Annotated in this window: 10 protein-coding genes; all 10 read left to right on the top strand. The window is 45.3% G+C overall.

Features of this window, described 5'->3' with window-relative positions:
- Window positions 1-212: 212 nt before the first annotated feature.
- The 10 genes from HXT39_RS01495 to HXT39_RS01540 all read left to right on the top strand — a co-directional run bounded on the left by HXT39_RS01495 (window position 213) and on the right by HXT39_RS01540 (window position 19751).
- Window positions 213-9044 carry an InlB B-repeat-containing protein gene (locus HXT39_RS01495; protein WP_103013823.1) on the top strand — a complete coding sequence of 2944 codons (8832 nt, stop codon included), beginning with the start codon at window positions 213-215 and terminating at the stop codon, window positions 9042-9044.
- 157 nt (window positions 9045-9201) lie between these two features.
- A complete protein-coding gene (gene rpmE / locus HXT39_RS01500; RefSeq protein ID WP_004118797.1) occupies window positions 9202-9414 on the top strand; it encodes a 50S ribosomal protein L31 in 213 nt (70 codons plus the stop codon).
- Between the two features lie 139 nt (window positions 9415-9553).
- Window positions 9554-10651, top strand: a complete 1098-nt coding sequence (prfA, locus tag HXT39_RS01505) for a peptide chain release factor 1 (RefSeq protein WP_012914392.1) — start codon at window positions 9554-9556, stop codon at window positions 10649-10651.
- 39 nt (window positions 10652-10690) lie between these two features.
- Entirely contained in the window at window positions 10691-11605 is a 915-nt protein-coding gene (gene prmC / locus HXT39_RS01510; RefSeq protein WP_102703200.1) for a peptide chain release factor N(5)-glutamine methyltransferase, read from the top strand.
- An 89-nt stretch (window positions 11606-11694) separates the two neighbouring features.
- Window positions 11695-12366, top strand: a complete 672-nt coding sequence (locus tag HXT39_RS01515; protein WP_102155671.1) for an L-threonylcarbamoyladenylate synthase — start codon at window positions 11695-11697, stop codon at window positions 12364-12366.
- A 128-nt stretch (window positions 12367-12494) separates the two neighbouring features.
- A complete protein-coding gene (locus HXT39_RS01520) occupies window positions 12495-13598 on the top strand; it encodes an MraY family glycosyltransferase (protein WP_004108465.1) in 1104 nt (367 codons plus the stop codon).
- A gap of 236 nt (window positions 13599-13834) precedes the next feature.
- Window positions 13835-15379, top strand: coding sequence for an IMP dehydrogenase (guaB, locus tag HXT39_RS01525; protein WP_004108463.1), 1545 nt, complete (start codon window positions 13835-13837; stop codon window positions 15377-15379).
- Between the two features lie 154 nt (window positions 15380-15533).
- On the top strand, window positions 15534-16241 hold the full coding sequence (gene orn, locus HXT39_RS01530; protein ID WP_004107431.1) for an oligoribonuclease: 708 nt from the start codon (window positions 15534-15536) through the stop codon (window positions 16239-16241).
- A gap of 57 nt (window positions 16242-16298) precedes the next feature.
- On the top strand, window positions 16299-17756 hold the full coding sequence (locus tag HXT39_RS01535) for an ATP-dependent DNA helicase (RefSeq protein WP_102703199.1): 1458 nt from the start codon (window positions 16299-16301) through the stop codon (window positions 17754-17756).
- Between the two features lie 162 nt (window positions 17757-17918).
- A complete protein-coding gene (locus tag HXT39_RS01540; RefSeq protein WP_102703198.1) occupies window positions 17919-19751 on the top strand; it encodes a proline--tRNA ligase in 1833 nt (610 codons plus the stop codon).
- The last annotated feature ends 375 nt before the right edge of the window (window positions 19752-20126 follow it).

Genomic DNA, 20126 nt, shown 5'->3' on the forward strand with positions numbered 1-20126 from the left:
GATTTTTTTTGGGGGGGGGGTATTGATTAGTATATTATTAGTTAGGTGATTTTATTTGCCAAGTGTAAATATGAGTTGTAGTTGATTTGTAACGAATAAAAGATTATAACAAATGTTTATTTTATGCCCGTATACTGTATTCATATATAATATATATGAAGATTTATAAGTATGCGCGATTTACTTGAAAATGGTTGGAGTGAGGAGAAATAATGGCAGAGCGTAAAGATTTATATGGTGATATGGCACCAAGAAGAACACTTCGTAAGGCTCATGCAGTGAAGCGTTCTCGTGCTTTGCGTAAGGGAGTTGCTGGAGTTGCTGTTGCTTCAACTTTGGCAATGATGCTTCCATCTGTTGTGGCTTCCGCGCTTCAGCCTACTCAAAAAGATATTATCGATGCGTCTAATACGACGCAAAAATGGGCAAAGGTAAAGCCTGATGTAGATGAATTGAATATGCAGCGGTGGGGTGCTGGCGTACTCAATAAGGGTGCACAAATTCAAAAGTTTGTAGAGCTTGCGCGCCATGATGCACGAATGCAAAAGTTGCGTGAAGCACAACAGCGTGAGATTGAGCAGCGTGAAATAAATAAGAGTGAAGCAAAGCAGCGCGAATCGCAACAACACGAAGTGCAACAGCGTGATGGAATTGACTCGCAGTTAGGTAGTTCTTCAGAACAGGTTAATTTCGGACATTCTTATGCAGTAAGTGCGCCTGCGCCAGTGCAGCCAGTTCATCCAGCAGTAAAGCCAGAGTCGACTCCAACTTTGAAGCCGACTGCAAAGCCAGAATCAACGTCAACTGCAAAACAAGATGCAAAGCAACCTGCAGAAACAAAGCAGCCGGAAGCAAAGCAACCGGAAGAAAATGCTGGTGACGTTAAGCCTGCTGAGGTTAAGCCAGGTGAAAATAAGCAGCCTGCACAACCAGCAAATACGCAGCCTGTAAATACTGAAAGCGCAAAGCCTGCAAACGAGCAGAATACAAGCGAACAACCTTCAAGCACTCACGCAGAAAATACGAATGCGGCAAGCGATGCAAATACGCCAAGAGTGCGTGTTCGTAGGTCTGTTGAGAGCGGCGATGGTGCTTCCGACGGGAATAGTGTAACTACTACAACAAGTGCGCCTGCAACCTCGACTGCACCGTCTGCAAATAATGCGTCTGCAGCTCCGACTGCGAACACTGTAGATAATACGACTGCACCGTCTGCTCCTGCACCTTCAACAGGTACAGCGTCTAACGCTGGTGCTGGAACTACAGCGAAACCAAGTACAGAAAATACAACTGCACAAGGTGCAAATGCAAACGTCTCAGGCGAAGAGAAAAGCACTACGCCTGCTTCGAACAATGAGCATCCTTCACCTGCTTCTACATCGAACGCTGGCACAACAACTAATAACGCAGCAACTGATCCAAACAGCCAGGTAATTAAGCCGAATGAGCAGCATCCAACTGCTGAAAACACAGAGCAAGCCAACGAACAGGTACAAACCGACAAAAAGCCAAAAGCTACGTATAATTTGAAAATTCGCTATACGATTGGTGGTGCTGCGAATAAGCAGCTTGTGCAGCCGTATGAGCTTACAATTGATCAAGAAGACTTCGATAATCTAGGCAAAGATGGCAAGTACGAGTACATTGAGCTTCCAAAGGCTGCTGGATACCGTCCGTCCGTATATCACTCCGGTGATTACCAGTACTACATTAAAAACAGCGAAGACAAGTTTGTTATTGACGACGGTACGGATGCGGATGCTAAGCGTTACTTGCGTTTAAGCAAGAAGCTGATTACTGATTACGCTGTAAAAGAAAGGTCGGCTGTTGGAGGCAATAACGGCGCTCAAGCTCCGCAAACTTCGTCATCTCAAACAACGACAACTACGCAATCTTCATCGTCTGCTCAGCCACAAGCAAAAGACGGTATTCAGTACTACGGCGAGTTGAATATCAACTACGCTCCTAAAACAGCTAAGTACTATGTGCGTCACTTGGTGCAGGATCTCGATCATAAGGATGAGTTTCACGATGCTCCAAATCTTGGCGTTGGTAAGACTATTGAAGTAACTTACAAAGATGGCAAAAAAGAACGTATCCACGTCACTGAAGTTACTGGCACTGTTGGTTCAGATGTGAGTGCTGTAGCTCTGTACATTCCAGGCTACGAGCCGGAGCATAATCTTATTAGCTCGCCGCTTTCGGATTCTGAAGATGAAAAAGATAAGCTAGTTTTGAACCTTCGCTACTACCGTAAGGCGTATGAAGTTACTTACGATTCTGCTGGCGGCACGGATGTTACTGCTCAAAAAGTGTATTACCAGCAAGATGTGCCACAAGTTACGAAACCAACTAGGCGAGGTTACACTTTTAAAGGATGGTCTTTAGTAGATCCTAGCAAAGAGAGTGATCCGCTTTATGCTGAGAATACTATTGTTTCTCTTGATGACTACAAGATGCCGGATCACAATGTGCAATTCCGCGCTAATTGGGAAGCGAACAATACTACTAGCTACCGCGTGAACGTGTGGGTGCAAAAAGCGGATTTGGTTGACAAAGAGCATCCGGATTCGCTTGCAAACTACGACTTTGTTGGTCTTGTTGAGCGCAAGAACGTGAAGACAGAGAGTGACGTTGCGCTTAATAAGATGAATGATGCCGGCGTTGCTAATGATACTAGTAAGCTTAATGGTAAAAACGAAGATAATTATGTAGAAAACCCAGAGCTTGGCTTAACGAAAGAAGAGTTGCAGGGCACGAAGGATAAGAGTTACAAAGACGGCTTAATTTCAAAGTTCAACTGGATGAACGATACGCCTGTAACAAGCTTAGACGGGTATGATACCGCGAATCCTGGTGACGCTTCAAACAAAGGCAAGGATATATTCACACGCTACTTCCATGTGAATAAGGAGCTTACTAAAAAGCTTAACACTGAGCAACATGATTTTGTGCCGGGTCACCCAGATTTAGGCAAACGTAGTAAATCGCAGCTTTGCGCGAACGACTTAAACAACACTCTTAACTTAGTTTACGACCGCAAGACTTACGAGCTTATTTTTGCTAAGCCTACTGGCGTAGATAGGGGTAACAATGCTGCTATAAAAAGAAAAGACGAAAGCGGCAAAACAACTATTTATTGCTATGCTGATGGTGGCAATTGCTCAACGAAGTATGATAGCGAAAATGAAGATAACGATGGCAACAAAATTGACCATAAGGGCTACCGCGTAAAAGTTCGTTACGGTCAAAAGCTTACTGATATTTGGCCTGATATAAATGAATTAGATTTTAATGAAGAAAATATAGGCTCTTTAGGATGGCAGCTTGGATATGCAGGTGAAGTGAATTATCGTGACACTCCTCCGTATCGTTTTACTATAAAAGAATTTGCTGATCCTAAATTCCGTGTACAAGGTAATAATCAAGCGCCTAAAATTAGTGATGACCCTTCGAATCCTAGTGCACAGCAATACGAGCTAAAAGATAATCAGCGTCTGCTTACTGCTGATATCAGTAGTAAAAGTGCGCCTATACAGGTGATTATTAGGAAGCAAAGTATTGCGTCTGCTAAAAACGGTGGCGATGATATAGGCGACAATGATTATGAGCTTTCAACTGATTCATATAGCAAAGATGATACTGACAATTCGGGTTATTTATATACAGCTCCATCTATTGCAGGTTTTAATCCTGCTAATGGTTATGATAAGACAAAAGTTGGTGATTCGTTAGATTCATTCGACTTTGAAGATAATCGGGAAGAGTGGTATAACGAATCTCATGGTCATGGGAATTGGGATGATTTAAGTGATGATGAGAAGAATGCTTTTGCTAAAAAGTATCATTTAGCATTTCGAAAGTATAGGGGCGTTCCAGTAGATGAACAAGAAGATTATTCTGGTGATGCAACTGAATTTGAAACTAACAAACTACTTGAATTTAGGTACAACCGCAAGTCGTACGATGTGCAGTTTTATAATGCGGATGGCAAGGCTATAAAGGACGGCAATGGCTCTGCTAAAGAGAGCCTGCCGTTCGAGTATAGTTTGACTAAGCGCGGCAAAAAAGATTTGACGGGCGAAGACAAAGAGCTATACGGAAACGATACATCTTATGATGCTTCTGTAACTAAAGACGATGCCGGTAATACGTCTAAGCAGTTCGACGGCAAGTACACTTTCACGCTTAATAACAAGACTTACTCCATCGTTCGCCCTGCTGATTTGCCAGAAGACTATGTGTTTAAAGGCTGGGCTGTTGATCAGGCTGGTACTCAGTTTATAAATGGCGAAAACAAAGATATTACAATGCCAGTCAACGGCATTAAGCTTTACGCTGCGTGGGGTCTTCCAACTGATATTCAGCACACTGTAACGTTTGACTACCATATGCCGAAAACCGACGACAACGGCAATGAAATAAGTGGCTCCGACGTAGTTACGGAAAAGAAGTTCCCTCGCTACCATGTTATTGACGAAAAGAAGATAAGCACCCCAACGCGCAAAGGCTACGACTTCTACGGCTGGGAGATTAAAAAGAACGGCACGACTTTGCCGTACGCTTTTGGCAATAAAGTAGTAGAAGATATAAAGCTTGATGCAGTGTGGGTTAAGGATACTCGCTACAACGGTACTTTTAAGCACATATTCTTAAAGCCAGGCGTAACGTTTGCTGACTATAAGAAAGAGGGTCTTTCAGACGCAGAAAAAGCCGCGATGGTGGATCACGTTTCTACTCAAACGGTTTCCGGCTTGCGCGAGCATTTGCGCTACAATGCGGAAGCAGTCTACAGCGACGAAACGCACTTCCCAGATAAGCAGTTCACGAGCTTTGAAGCCTCGAGTGATGAGAAGCAGAATACTGGCGAGTTTATTTACCAAACGTACAATACGCGCAAGTATAAGGTAAAGTATATTGATCAAAACGGTAAGGAGCTTCTTCCAGAAAGCGAAGTCAGCTCTGTAAACAGAAAGTACGACGTAGTATTCTACAAGCCGATTGAAGGCTTTATGCCGGAAAGCACACAGCAGAATATTACTTATACTACTGATAGCGAAGGTAAGCAGACTAGAGAAGATACATTCATCTTCAAATATAAAGACGTTCGCGTACTTAAACGCAATGACGATAAGCAAGCTCGCCCAGATCACTACACGCGCTACGTGTTCAAAGTGGCTGATGGTCAAGACTCTATGGGCAGCGTTGTTGACTGGCAGAACAAGGATGTAGCTGACGGCTCTGTTCTTGTGTACGACGCAATTAAGGGCACAAAAGCTTATCAAATGCCACTTCCAACAGTGAAAGCAAAGCCTGGATTTGAGTTTGTTGGTTGGACTTCAAAAGTCGGTTCGTCTGAAGTTGGCTCGCATACGCTTCAGTATTCCGATGGTGTGAATCGCTTGCCGATTCGTTCCGAAGAGCAGAACAATCCTGAGGTAATTTACACTGCTCACTTCAAGCTAAAGGCTCCTATTGCCGCAGCTCCGCAAGTGCTTAAGCCAATTGAGAAGATTAGTACTGGAAGTAGTGATGATGCTAAGAAGCTTATAACGAATTCTTATGAGTATCCAACTGGTGCTACGTTCAGCTTTGCGCCTGGCGAAAAGTTTGACAACACTCCAGGATTACACAAGATTAAAGTGCAAGTGCATCTTGGCAATAACATTGCTGAAGCTGAAGTGCTGTACCGCGTGCTGCCGGATTTGGTGTACGCAAGCGAGTGGGATAAGTTTAAAGCTACTGACTACGGCAAAGCGCATATTGACGAGTATGCGCCGATTACTTTCACCGGCAAGAATGATGAAGGCACTATTATTGGTCACGATGGAGATAATGCCAATCATCCTGCTGGTGAAAAAACTACGCTTACTGCGTACGTTTATAAGGGTAAGGAAGTTAGAATCCGCGTGCCGCAAGCTTTCGGCAATGATTACAGCGACCAGCATTACCACTACGTGTTTAAGGGTTGGGCGACTAATGTTGTAAAGCCGACTGCTGAAAATCCAAAACAAGAGCAGACGTTTGACATAAATTCAAGCGACCGCTACAAGAAAGTAAATTTGCAAGACGGCGTAACTTACCACGCTATTTACAAGCGAATCGACTACTTCTCCAGCTCGTCCGACAATGGAACAGTTCCAGAAGATTCTGTAGTTGCAATCTTCAAGCCTGCTCCAGGACGAAAGTGGAAGGACGGCACAGACGGCCCTAAGGTGTTCTACGTAAAGAAGGGTACTGATCTTTCGCAAATTCCTTACAGTGCTAGCGACCAGACTAGTGCGTTGACAAGGCTTCAAGAGAACCTAACCAATGCTAAGGGAACTTGGAATCGAAGCAGCATGATTAATGGCAAAGAAGAAGTAACGCCTATAGATGATGTTTCGAATTGGAAAGTTGATAAACCATTCCAAGAGTTCGTGGCAGATCAAACCCCTTGGACAGAGCCAGCAGTGCAGACTGATTACTTGGTCGCTGTGCAAGATAAGCCTGACACGCTTCCAAAGTTAACCGATTTTATAACTAATATGTCTCAGCTCAAAGCAGATGCTGCTGTGAATAATGGCATAGAAGACATAAAAGTCGAATATGATTTGCCAACTGAAGCTGAACAAAATAAGTTAAAGCAGAAGATGCTTAAGAAGCCTGCTTTGTACACTGTTCCTTTGAAAGTTACAGTTAAGTATAAGGATGCAGCAGATTACAAGACTTATAGACTTGTAGGACGCTTAAAGGTGCTTTATCAGTTGATGTACGATAAAAGCCTACCGAAACCAGATAGTACTCAGCCTTCACATCAGCCTGGTGATACTAATCCTCTTACTGGTGTTGCTGCAGAGCGTGATCTTGTTCTCAATAAGGATAAGTATGTTAAGGTCAACTTTATAAATGCCAATCAAGTTGATCATAAAGATCAGGGCAGCCTTGATAAAGATACTACTAAGCTGTACTACGTTCTTAAAGACGATGTTACGGGCGTAAAAGCTCCGCAAGCTGTTGGCAAGGATTATGACGCTGATGGATACCATTACGTGTTCAAAGGCTGGAGGAAGCTCGAGAATTTTGTTGATAATGATAATTCTGATGCTCGTTCGCGTGCAAGAAGAAGCTTAGCAAATCAACCTGAAATTCCTGTCACTACTTTGATGGTAAGTGAACCAGCATCTGCAACTAGCGTTGATGTGCAAAACGCGAATGGTGAAAAGTTGTTATCGAATGATGAGATTCGTAAATTAAAGTACTCTGAAAACACTACATACCAAGCAGTGTATGAAAAGGTGATGAACATCATCGACGCGAAGAGTAATGAGAAAGTTCCAGATAACTACGTGCCGTATGTGTTCTTACCAGCTTTCGGAAGAAAGTGGGATGATGGATCATATAAACCGAAAGTTATCTACTTTAAGTCCGATAGTACTAAGTATGATGATGACGTTGCTGGAAAAACTAATGAGTTGAAGAACCGTCTTAAGGGCTTTAGCAAGTGGGAAGTTTATGATGCAGGCAACAAGCCTGTTCCTGAGAATGACACAAACGACAATAGGCAAATTCGCGTATATGTAGCAAATCAGATTGCTGATATGCCTGTGAATGTATCTCAGTTTGTTAAGAGTGTTGGAGATGAAGTTCCTGCTCCTGATGAGCTTGTGTCTGGTGTTGATCCTAATAACCTAGAGATTGCGGGCATGCACGGTGCTGGTGTAGTTTATTCTTCCGGTGCAAATTCTGTTCGAATTGCGAAGCCTGGAATTACTACCGTTAGAGTGAAGGTTGAAACATCTGATCCAAATAAGAAGGGTGCAAAGATAGTACGTTATGAAAATGTACCTATTCAAGTGCTTCCGAATGTGATTGCAGAGCGAGATTTGCCTTCAGCTGGCAGCCAAGCAGGAAAGTTCATTTTAGAAAACTACACAAAGGTAACGTATGTAGCTGGCAATGGCGGAACTATGCAGTCACCAATGCATACATACTGGGTGCGTAAAGATAGAATGTCTGAAATAAAGAATTATATTCCAGACGTTCTTGCTAACAAAGGTTACATATTCAAGAATTGGAATGAAGTATCTTACTCTAAACATATTGATACCATCTATAACAGTGCTGATAACCACAAATCAACTGATATTGAGCGTGAAACATTAGCTAAGATTGCTGAACGCTATGGCATGTCGTTTACAGCTAATGTAATCCGCAAATCTAAGAATTCTACATTTGCGGCTATAAAGAATATTCTTGCTGAAGCTATAAATAACGAGAATATGAGTTATGAAGCAAGTCGTAATAGATTGGCTATTGTTGCTGAAATATTAGGAAAGTCATATACGGCAAAAATAATTCGTAATTCACAACACTCAACTATTGAAGCTTTGAAGAATTTACTTGTGCAAGTTGGTATTACTGACGCTGATATTGCAATGGTATTCCCAGAAAGCGAAACCATTATTACTGCAAACTTTGAGAAGATGGCTCCTATGAAGTTTAAGTTTAGTGGTTCTGCTTGCGAGGGTGTTTTAACGAACTTCAGATTGCAAAACATGACTGAAGGAGATGTTAATAACACAACGGTTACAGTAGACGGCAAGAAAGTAACTATTAACGAGTTAGTTGCTCAAGGCTTAACTTCTGTAAACGGCATTAACGCAAATTGCGCTGGTACTGAATGCAAGATTTCTGGCACGCCTAAGATTGTTGACGGCAAGCCGAAAGTTGAGCTAACGTTTACTACTACCGACAAGTATGGTCGCGAAGCGGAAATTACTGTTGAAATTGATGTGATTTCTGAGAGCAAACCTGCTCCAACGCCTGAACGAGCTATTCCTTCTCTTGATTCTTATACTTCATATGACGTAACTATTGAGAATGAAAAGAAGCAAGAAAAGGATGTAAAAGAAACTGCTGGAGCAAAGCCGGAATTAGCTAAAACTGGTAGCAATACGGTTTCTTCTGCATCCGCTGGTATTTTGTCGGCAGCAATCGCAGCAATTGGTCTTGCGGTGGTAAAGACTGGCAAACACCATCGCAAGCGTCGCAATAATAAATAATTTATTTAAATTTGGAGCGTTTGAATTTTTCATGCGCTCCATTTTTATGCGGATTATAAGCGCGTCGAGGGTGGTGACTAGAATTACGAAGGTTCCGGTTCACGCTTAGCTATTGGGGCTTTGCGACCCGGGTCGCCCGAATTCCATAGGAGACATTATGAAGCAGGGTATTCATCCCGACTATCACGCAGTGCAGGTTACCTGCTCTTGCGGAAGCACTTTCGTAACTCGTTCTACCGCTGATGGCGATCACATGACGGTTGACGTGTGCTCAAAGTGCCACCCATTCTATACCGGCAAGCAGAAGATTCTCGACACCGGCGGTCGCGTGGCTCGCTTCGAGAAGCGCTACGGTAAGAAGACTAAGTAGCTTTTGTGACGCCAGCCCTGCTTTCGTGTAACTCGCGGAATCGGGGCTGGCGTTTTATGTGCTAAACATGTGTGTTTAATATTTAACATTTAAATTTTTGATTTACAATCCGCGTTAAGCGTGACTACAAAGGAATATGATGGCTGAGTCAGTAGAGGAACAATTCCCGGCAGCAGTTACCGCGTTAGAAGAGTATCGCGATATTGAAAGTCGTATGGGAAGCCCGGAAGTTGCGTCAAATCCGGACGCTATTCGTAAGCTCGGTCGTAGGCACGCAGAACTTGGATCAATCGTAAACGCTTACCTAAATTACAAACAGCTTTGCGACGACTTTGAAGCCGCAAACGAAATGGCAAGCGACGATCCAGATTTCGCTGAAGAAGCTAAGCGCTTAGAAGAGCAGATTCCAGCAGCAAAAGAAAAGCTTCGCACTGCATTAATTCCTAGGGATCCGGATGATGCGCGCGATATGATTATGGAAATTAAAGCTGGCACAGGCGGCGAAGAAGCGGCTTTGTTTGCTGGCGATTTATTGCGTATGTACATGCGTTACGCGGAAAAGCGCGGCTGGACTACCGTAATCCAAAGCGAAAATTCAACGGAACTTGGCGGCGTAAAAGACGTGCAGCTTGCGATTCGAGCAAAAGGTACGCCTGCTCCAGAAGATGGCGTGTGGGCAAGCATGAAGTATGAGGGCGGAGTGCATCGCGTGCAGCGAATCCCAGTTACGGAATCGCAGGGACGTATTCAAACTTCCGCAGCTGGCGTAATCGTGTTCCCAGAAGCAGACGAAGATGACGACGAAATCGAAATCGATCCAAAAGATTTGAAGATCGACATTTTCATGAGCTCCGGCCCTGGTGGGCAGTCCGTGAACACTACTTATTCTGCGGTTCGCATGACACATATTCCAACCGGAATTGTTGTTAGCATGCAAGACGAAAAGTCGCAGATTCAAAACCGTGCGGCAGCCCTTCGCGTGTTAAAGTCTCGTTTGCTCGCTATGAAGCACGAGCAGGAGGCAGCAGAAGCGGCGGATATGCGCCACTCACAGGTGCGTTCGCTCGACCGCTCTGAGCGAATCCGCACGTACAATTTCCCAGAAAATCGTATTGTGGATCATCGCACGAATTACAAGGCTTACAATCTTGATCAGGTTCTTGACGGCGATTTGCAGCCTGTTATCGACAGTGATATTCAGGCGGATGAAGCTGACCGCTTAGCGCAAGCCAAGTAAGTCAAGTAAAATTACTGAAATAACCAAGCAATTCTTAAAATGCAAGAACTTTTGCGAGTTTTGCGCGATGCTGTTAAAAAGCTTGATTCTGCAGGCGTGGAGTCAGCAGAATATGATGCACGCTTGCTGCTGGCTCATGCTTGCGGCGTAAGCTTAGCTGAGCTGAACAAGGCGCTAATACTTGGCGATTTAACCGATTTTTCGCAAGATTATGCTAGTAAATATAGCGATTTTGTATCTAGGCGTGCTTCTCGTGAGCCGTTGCAGCATATTGTTGGTCGCGCGCCTTTTCGCTACTTGGATTTGCAAGTTGGTAAGGGCGTTTTTGTGCCGCGGCCGGAAACGGAAATTGTTGTTGAAGCTGGATTGGATTGGCTTAGAGAGTCTGGTATTAGCAAGCCGACGGTAGTCGATTTATGCGCCGGATCGGGCGCAATTGGATTGTCGATTGCGGCGGAAGTTGCAGACGCGCAAGTATGGGCTGTAGAAAAATCTCCTGAAGCTTTCCAATATTTGCAAAAAAATTTCGAAGAAGCTGCAAAAAAGTGGGAAAATATTCAGATTTTCAGTCGCTATCATGCCGTGCTTGCAGACGCAACCAAATCGCATATTTCGGATTGCACGCCGGAACTTCACGCAATTTGTGGCAAAGTAGATTTAGTAATAACGAATCCGCCTTACGTGCCGGAAAGTCAAGTGCCAGAACAGGTTGAAGTGCGAGAGTATGATCCTCCGCTTGCGCTTTATGGCGGTTCTGCGGACGGCTTGCTTATTCCGGAGCAGATTATGCGTGCGGCTTTTGCGCTGCTTAAGTCTGGGGGAGCGATGGTTATGGAACACGATATTTCGCAAGGGGATGCGCTTAAAAAGTATGCGGAAAGCGTAGGTTTTTCGCGTGCGCGCGTTGGAAACGACTTAACTGGCAGACCGCGGTACACTTTTGCGGAAAAGTAAAATTTTAATCAAAAATAAAACTTGACTCAAACAGAATAAAATAAGCAAAATAAGCAAAATAAGCAAAATAAGCAATAAAAGAGGCAAAAATGAGCAAAATTTGCAATATCAACGAAGAATCCCTGCAAATGGCAGCGCAAATTATTAACGAAGGCGGCGTAATCGTAGTGCCGACTGACACCGTGTACGGCGTTGCTTGCGATCCATTCAATGAAGCTGCTGTTGCAAAAATTTACGAGCTTAAGCGCAGACCGCGCACAAAGGCGCTGCAAATTTTAATGAGTGGAGTGGAAGATTTAGAAAAACTTGGGCTTTATTTGCCTTCTCCGCTGGATATTCTAGGCAAAAAGTTCCTTCCGGGCGGATATTCTCCGATTGCGCGTGCGAAGAAGGATTCAGTTGCTTCAAATCTTGCAACGCTGTGCAAAACGAATGAAACTGATGCTCAAAACGATGCGAAAACTCAAGCAACTCAAGGCGTGCGCGTGCCGGATTGCCCTGAATTAATGCAAATTTTGCGAGTCACCGGTCCACTGGCTGCTTCTAGCGCGAATCGCAGCGGTAACGAAAGTGCAGACAGTGTAGAAGAAGCATTTGCAGCTTTCGGCAACGAAATTCCGCTGTATTTGAACGCAGGCCCGACTTGCTCGCACGTGGCAAGCACGGTAGTTGGCGCGGATTCAAGCGATAAAGACGGTATTGTGATTTTGCGCGAAGGTGTGATTTCGGAGAGTGAAATTCGTAATGCGTTAAGTGAGTAAGTTTATTAACTTATTTCTGGTACTAAATTTCTGGTACTAACAAATCGCTACAATCAAGATAAGCAAGTGAAAAATTTAACAAACGCTGCTAAACCCAACGAAGTAATCGCATAGCAAAGGACGCATTTATGAGGGTATACCTGTTTATTGCAGCAATTGCAGGCGGTGCTACGTGGCTTATTATGCCTCTTGTTCGTCACCTTGCAATTCGTATGGGTGCTGTTGGCAAAGTTCGCGCTCGCGACGTGCATACTATTCCAACGCCACGTATGGGTGGTGTAGGTATGCTTTTTGGTTTCGCAGTTGCGATGGCTTTCGCTAGTTCTATGCCATTTATTTCCGGGCTTTTTGCAGGAACGCACCAACCGTGGGTTGTACTAGCAGGAGCCGTTATGATATGCCTGCTTGGGGTATGCGACGACATTTGGGATCTAGATTGGATGCTAAAGCTTGCCGGTCAGCTGCTTATAGCTGTTTTTGTAGCGTGGGGAGGGTTGCAAATCGTAACTTTGCCGCTAGGATCGCTCGTAACGGCATCTCCAAGCGTGTCAATCGCAATAACTGCAATACTAATCGTTGCTTCAATTAATGCAGTAAATTTTGTAGATGGGCTGGACGGACTGGCTTCTGGAATCGTTGCAATCGGCGGCATTGCCTTCGCAACATACTCATACATGCTTGCGCGCACGTCGCCATCCTACGCTTCAATGGCAACTCTTATTGACGTTGCAATGGTAGGTATGTGCGTTGGATTTATTATGCACAATTGGCATCCAGCAAAACTTTTTATGGGTGACTCAGGCTCCATGTTAATCGGCTACTTAATTACTTGCGCGTCGATTATTATGACCGGCCATTTGGATCCTTCCGCCGTTCATACGAGTATTTATTTGCCTGTATTTATGCCGATTTTGTTGCCGATTCTTGTGCTGTTTTTGCCGGTTCTTGACATGTGCTTGGCTATTTTTAGGCGTGTTGCTAAAGGGCAGTCGCCAATGCATCCGGATCGCATGCACTTGCATCATCGCATGCTGCGCATTGGGCATTCTGTGCAGGGTGCTGTGCTGATTTTGTGGGGATGGGCTGCGCTAATTGCGTTTGGCTCTATTATGATTTTGTTCTTTAAAGCTGTGTATGTGCTTGTTGGAATGATTCTTGCTGCTGCGCTACTTACTGTGCTCACAATGATGCCGTACTTGCGTTGTCGCCTGCCCGAACTTCGCAATTCGTAACAACTGCTTAATTTTGTTTTTCTTAATGTGGCGTGGCGCTCAAAACGTGCGAGTACGCTCGCGCTATAAGCGCTCGCTACGAAACTCGCGTTGGAAGTCCACTGGACTTCCAACGCGAGCGAGTTTCCGCTCCGAATTGCTTTCGCGCGCGCTGTGCTGCGCTCAAGCATGTCGTCGCGCCCGCGTTTGGAGGGTGCGTTTCGGCAAACGTCATAGCAAAAACGTATAGTAACCCTATGGCTACAACTGATATGAACACGGAATCCGTGTATGCTCCTGTTCCACCAATTTTCGAGAAGCTCGGTCTCGCTTATGACGATGTCCTTTTGCTTCCAAATGAAACTGATGTTATTCCGTCCGAAGTGGATACTTCCACTCGTCTGACTCGCGAAATTACCATGAAAGTACCGACTATTTCGGCAGCTATGGATACTGTTACCGAGTCTGATATGGCTATTGCCATGGCGCGTAACGGTGGTATTGGCGTGCTTCACCGCAATCTTTCTATTGATGATCAAGCTGCGCAGGTTGATATTGTTAAGCGCAGTGAATCCGGTATGATTACCGACCCGCTTACTGTTCACCCAGATGCTACGCTCGCCGATTTAGATAAATTGTGCGGGCGTTTCCATATTTCTGGTCTTCCGGTAGTGGATAGCGAAAATCGTTTAGTTGGTATTATTACCAACCGCGATATGCGTTTCATTGCTTCCGAAGACTACGATCGCTTGAAAGTTAAGGACGTGATGACGCGCGAAAATCTCGTCACCGGTCCTTCAAATATTTCTAAGGAAGATGCTCACCGCTTGCTTGCGGATAACAAGATTGAAAAGTTGCCTTTGGTTGATGCTGAAGGTAAGCTTACAGGCTTGATTACTGTTAAGGACTTTGTGAAGACTGAACAGTATCCGGATGCTACTAAGGATGATCAGGGTCGCTTGCGCGTTGCTGCTGGCATTGGCTTCTTGGGTGATGCTTGGCAGCGTGCGTGCGCTCTTATGGAAGCTGGAGTTGACGTGCTTGTGGTCGATACCGCAAACGGCGAGGCTCGCTTGGCTCTCGACATGATTCGTCGCATTAAGGCAGATAAGGCTTTCGACGGCGTGCAAATTATTGGCGGAAATATTGCAACTCGCCAAGGCGCACAGGCTATGATTGACGCTGGCGTTGACGCTGTAAAGGTTGGCGTTGGTCCAGGCTCTATTTGCACTACGCGTGTTGTTGCAGGCGTTGGCGTGCCTCAGCTTACCGCAGTTTACGATGCGGCTCAGGCTTGCAAGGCTGCTGGAATTCCATGCATTGCAGACGGTGGTATTCACTATTCCGGCGATATTGCTAAGGCTTTGGTTGCAGGCGCGGACACTGTTATGCTCGGCGGCACTTTGGCTGGATGTGAGGAAGCTCCAGGCGAGAAGGTTCTTCTTCACGGCAAGCAGTACAAGCTTTACCGCGGCATGGGCTCGCTTGGTGCAATGGCTCCTCGCGGTAAGAAGTCTTATTCGAAGGATCGTTACTTCCAGGCAGACGTTACCAGCTCCGACAAGGTGGTTCCAGAAGGCGTTGAAGGCGAAGTTCCATATCGCGGTCCGCTTAACGCTGTGCTTTACCAGCTTCTCGGCGGCTTACACCAGTCAATGTTCTACGTTGGTGCGCACAATATTAAGGAAATGCAAGAGCGCGGCCGCTTTATTCGCATTACTGATGCTGGCCTTCGCGAATCTCATCCTCACGATATTGTGATGACTGCAGAAGCACCAAACTACAGCGGTTTCCACAACTAAGTCGCGTATAAATCGCAAATAATTTTGCACTAAACGGCGAAAAGTTACGCAAGTTACTCATAACTTGTCTGCTTTTCGTCGTTTTTAATACGCGTCTCGTCGGCGGGAAGATGTAGGCTTGTGGGTTCGAAAAAATATTAGGAAAGGAACGAAAATGGCTGAAGCTAAGGAAGATCTTACTTTTACGCCGGAAGAATCGCGCTTAATTTGGATTGATTGCGAGATGACTGGACTCGATATTTTCCACGACGAATTATGCGAAGTATCTGTAGTTCCAACCGACTTTAATCTGAAAGTTTTGGACGACGGCATTGATTTAGTGATTAAGCCAAGCGATGCTGCTGTGGCTCACATGAACGATTTTGTACGCAATATGCACACTTCTTCTGGGCTTGTTGACGAGTGGAATAAGAACGGTTTGCCGTTAGAAGAAGCGCAAAAGCAGGTTGTTGAGTACGTAAAGCGTTTCCTGCCAGCTCGCGGAAAAGCGCATCTTGCTGGAAACTCAGTTGGTTCTGACAAAAAATTCCTCGACCGTTACATGCCAGATTTAATGGCAAATCTGCACTATCGCGTAATCGACGTAAGCACGTTGAAGGAAATTTCACGCAGGCTTTACCCGGACGTTTACCGCAATAAGCCGGCAAAACACGGCGGTCACCGCGCGCTCGCGGATATTATTGAGTCGATTGATGAGCTTCGTTACTACCGCGATATGATGTTCGTTCCAGCTCCAGGCCCAAGCGAGTCTCAAGCAAAAGCCGGTGCGCAACACATTGAAAGCACGAGCTTGCTTCGTGACTATGAGCGTCGCGGAGAGGCGCTAGAAGACGTAAATTCCGCAGAAAAGCGCGACTACTAAACACAACGCTACTATTAAATAAAGCGCGACTACTAAACGCAATAAAAGGTACTGCCAATGAAGCAATCCGAAGCCTTAACCATAATCAACGCTGGCGCGAGCGCGTTCATTACCGGTGCTCCGGGTGCAGGTAAAACCTACGTATTAAACGAAGCTATTCGCGCAATGCGAAAGAACGGTTTAAGCGTTGCTGTAACTGCCTCTACCGGTATTGCGGCAACGCACTTAAACGGTCAAACCATTCACTCGTGGAGTGGAGTTGGAGTTTCAAACGCGCTTACGGATACGCTTCTTAAAACAATTAGAGCTAGGCGAGGAAAGCGCATAAAAGCCACGGACGTGCTCGTGTTGGACGAAGTTTCTATGATTCACGCGTGGCTTTTTGACATGGTTGATGAAGTTTGCCGGAAGGTGCGCAAAAATCCCGCTCCTTTCGGCGGGCTTCAAGTAGTTATTTCGGGCGACTTCTTCCAATTGCCGCCTGTTAGCACTTCTATGCGAAATCGTGATGTGTTCGAGCCGAGCCCGGAGTTTATTTCGTCGCGCGAAAAGTATGCTGCAGCTGGAAAAAATCCGGAAGGCTATATTACGGAATCGTTTGCATGGGACGCTTTGAAACCTGTTGTGTGTTACTTAACTGAGCAACATCGTCAAGACGACGGCAAGTTGCTAGAAGTTTTGACGGATATTCGTAGCGGTCTCGTGAGTGACGACGATAAGCAAGTGCTTGCTAGCCGCCTTGGTGAGTATCCGCAAGATGACGAAGTTGCAGTACATCTTTTCCCAACGAACTCGCAAGCAGATGGCTTAAATAATATGCAGCTTGCGGAAATTAATGCTGAGCCTCACGAATTCGTTGCAACGGAAGCCGGGCCTAAAAATCTTGTTGATCGCTTAAAAAAGAATATGCTTGCTCCGGAGCGTTTAGTTTTGAAGGCCGGAGCTGCTGTGATGGCGTTGCGAAACGATCAGGAAAAGCAGTACGTAAATGGCTCTGTTGGGCGTGTGTTGCGTTTTGCGCCTGAATCTAAAGGCGGCTGGCCGATTGTTGAGTTTGAAAACGGCAATATTGTGACGCTTAAGCCTGCAGCGTGGGAAATGACGGACGGTGAGACTGTACTTGCTAGCGTAAATCAAGTGCCGCTTCGTTGCGCGTGGGGAATTACGATTCATAAGTCGCAAGGTATGACTCTCGATAGTGCGGTAATGGATTTGCGTAGAACTTTCGCTCCTGGAATGGGATATGTTGCGCTTTCTCGCGTGGAAAATCTGGGCGGTCTTTATTTGGAAGGTATTAACGATCGCGCGTTTAGCGTTTCGGCGGATGCTGTACTGCTAGACGGATCTTTGCGTGAGGCGTCAAGGTGCGCAAGTGAGCTGCTTGCTAGCGATGGGGCTTCCGCGTTTGTTGCTAAAAAAGCAGATGGTGATTTTGCGGATCAGCAGGAGTTTAGTCTTTTTGAAAATGCCGGTGATGGCGTTACGGACGAATTTTCTTTCGACGACGAGTTTTAATATTCTATAAGCTTTTGCCTTGTGCACGGCATAAACTACTCACACCTGAGTCGTTTTGGTCGCTTTGTTATATTTTTGCACGTTATGATTTAATCGAGTATTACTTTTGTTGATGCGTGTAAACAAGTGTTTATGTCCTCATGCGCAAATAGATTGGAACGCATGAATTCCAATGTACTTCGTATGTCTCAGCTATTCCTTCGTACGCTGCGCGAGGATCCTGCAGACGCGGACGTGACTTCCGCAAAACTTATGCAGCGCGCAGGCTATATTCGTAAATCTGCACCAGGTGTGTGGACTTGGCTTCCGCTAGGACTTAAGGTTTTGAACAAGGTTCAGGCGATTATTCGCGACGAAATCAACGGTATCGGTGCGCAGGAAGTTCACTTCCCGGCACTTCTTCCGCGCGAGCCTTACGAGGCTACCAACCGTTGGGAAGAATATGGCGACAATATCTTCCGTCTTAAAGATCGTCATGAGGCTGACTATCTTCTTGCTCCAACGCACGAAGAAGTTTTCACGCTCCTTGTTAAGGATATGTATTCTTCTTACAAGGATTTGCCTGTTACTTTGTACCAGATTCAAACGAAGTATCGCGACGAATTTCGCCCGCGCGCTGGTCTTATTCGCGGCCGCGAGTTTATTATGCAGGATGGTTACTCGTTCTCGATTGACGAAGATGGTTTGAAATCTGCTTACGTTGAGGAGCGCGCTGCTTACGCTCGTATTTTCGACCGTTTGGGCATTAAATACGTGATTGTTCACGCTGTTTCCGGCCCAATGGGTGGTTCTGATTCCGAGGAATTCTTGGCTCCAATGCCAATTGGTGAAGATACTTTTGCGCTCGCACCTTCAGGAAAAGCTTGGAATGTTGAGGCTCTTACCACTCCAGAAATGCAAGATGTTGATTACTCAGCAACTCCTGCAGCGCAATCTCTCGAAACTCCAGACGCTAAGACGATTGAAGCTTTGGTTAAGGTTTCTAACGACTTGCATCCGCGTAAAGATGGTCGCGAATGGCAAGCTTCCGACACTTTGAAGAACCTTATTATTGCTGTTAAGCACCCAGCTGATGCTGAAGGCGGCGAGCATGAGGAACCATGGCGCGAAATCGTGGCGATTGGTATTCCAGGGGATCGCCAAGTAGATATGAAGCGTCTTGAAGCTCAGTTTGCTCCTGCAGAAATCGAAGAAGCAACTGAGGATGATTTGAAGTCTCATCCTGAGTTTGTTAAGGGCTACATTGGTTTTAGCGTATTAGGTCCTCAAGCTCGCAAAGAGGGTAGGGGTATTGCAAATCCTGTCCGCTACTTGATGGATGCTCACGTTGCAAAGGGAAGTGCCTGGATTACAGGAGCTGACGAAGACGGAAAGCATGTTTACAACGCTGTTTACGGTCGCGATTTTGAAGCTGATGGTGTTGTTGAAGCAGCCCAGGTTCGCGATGGTGATATGAGCCCAGATGGTTCCGGTCCGTTGAGCTTCGAACGCGGTGTGGAAATTGGTCAAGTGTTCCAGCTTGGCTTAAAGTATTCTAAGGCTTTGGGCTTAAGCGTTCTTAACGAAAATGGTAAAGCTGTGCCAGTTTGGATGGGTTGCTACGGTATTGGCGTTAGCCGCGTGATCGCATGCTTGGCAGAAACACATCACGACGACGCTGGTCTCGCATGGCCTATGGCAATTGCTCCAGCTCAAGTTCATGTTGTTGCAACAGGCAAAGATCAAGTTGCTTTCGACGCTGCTGAAAAGGTTGTTGAAGAGCTTAGTAAGCAGGGAATCGAAGTAATCTTTGACGACCGTCCAAAGGTTTCTCCAGGCGTAAAGTTTAAGGATGCTGAGCTTGTTGGCGTACCGCTGATTGCTGTAGCAGGTCGCGATACCGTGAACAACGGTACGATTGAAATCCGCGATCGTAACGGCTCAAATGTTGAAGCAGTCCCAGTTGACGAGGCTGCTGCTCGAATCGTTGAGCGCGTCAGTGAGCTCTTAGCTTAATTCATTGTCTTAAAAAATTTGCTATCTGCTTTTACGAAAAACGTGGGTGTATCTTTGTATATCCCACGTTTTTTGTATATGTTTTATGTACAAAAGTAGATTTTCATATGATTATGTTATTGTGTCCGCGAGTGTATCTAAAACTTACATTGTATATTGTGAAAGTGCCAGTTTTGTAAGAATTACAATTAAGAAAAACTTTTTTCGCATTATATTTTTCTTAAATACTGCAAGTATGGAAAACTTCATGATTGAGTTCGGTATTAGTATGCTTGATTACATTATTTTTTACAGTTATAAGAGTTGTACAAGCATAGAATGTAAACTGTTGAAGATGAAGTAATGTAGCTATATCAGTTTTCCATACGAAAGTAG

The sequence above is a fragment of the Gardnerella sp. DNF01159 genome, assembly GCF_049244215.1.
GTDB lineage: Bacteria > Actinomycetota > Actinomycetes > Actinomycetales > Bifidobacteriaceae > Bifidobacterium > Bifidobacterium swidsinskii.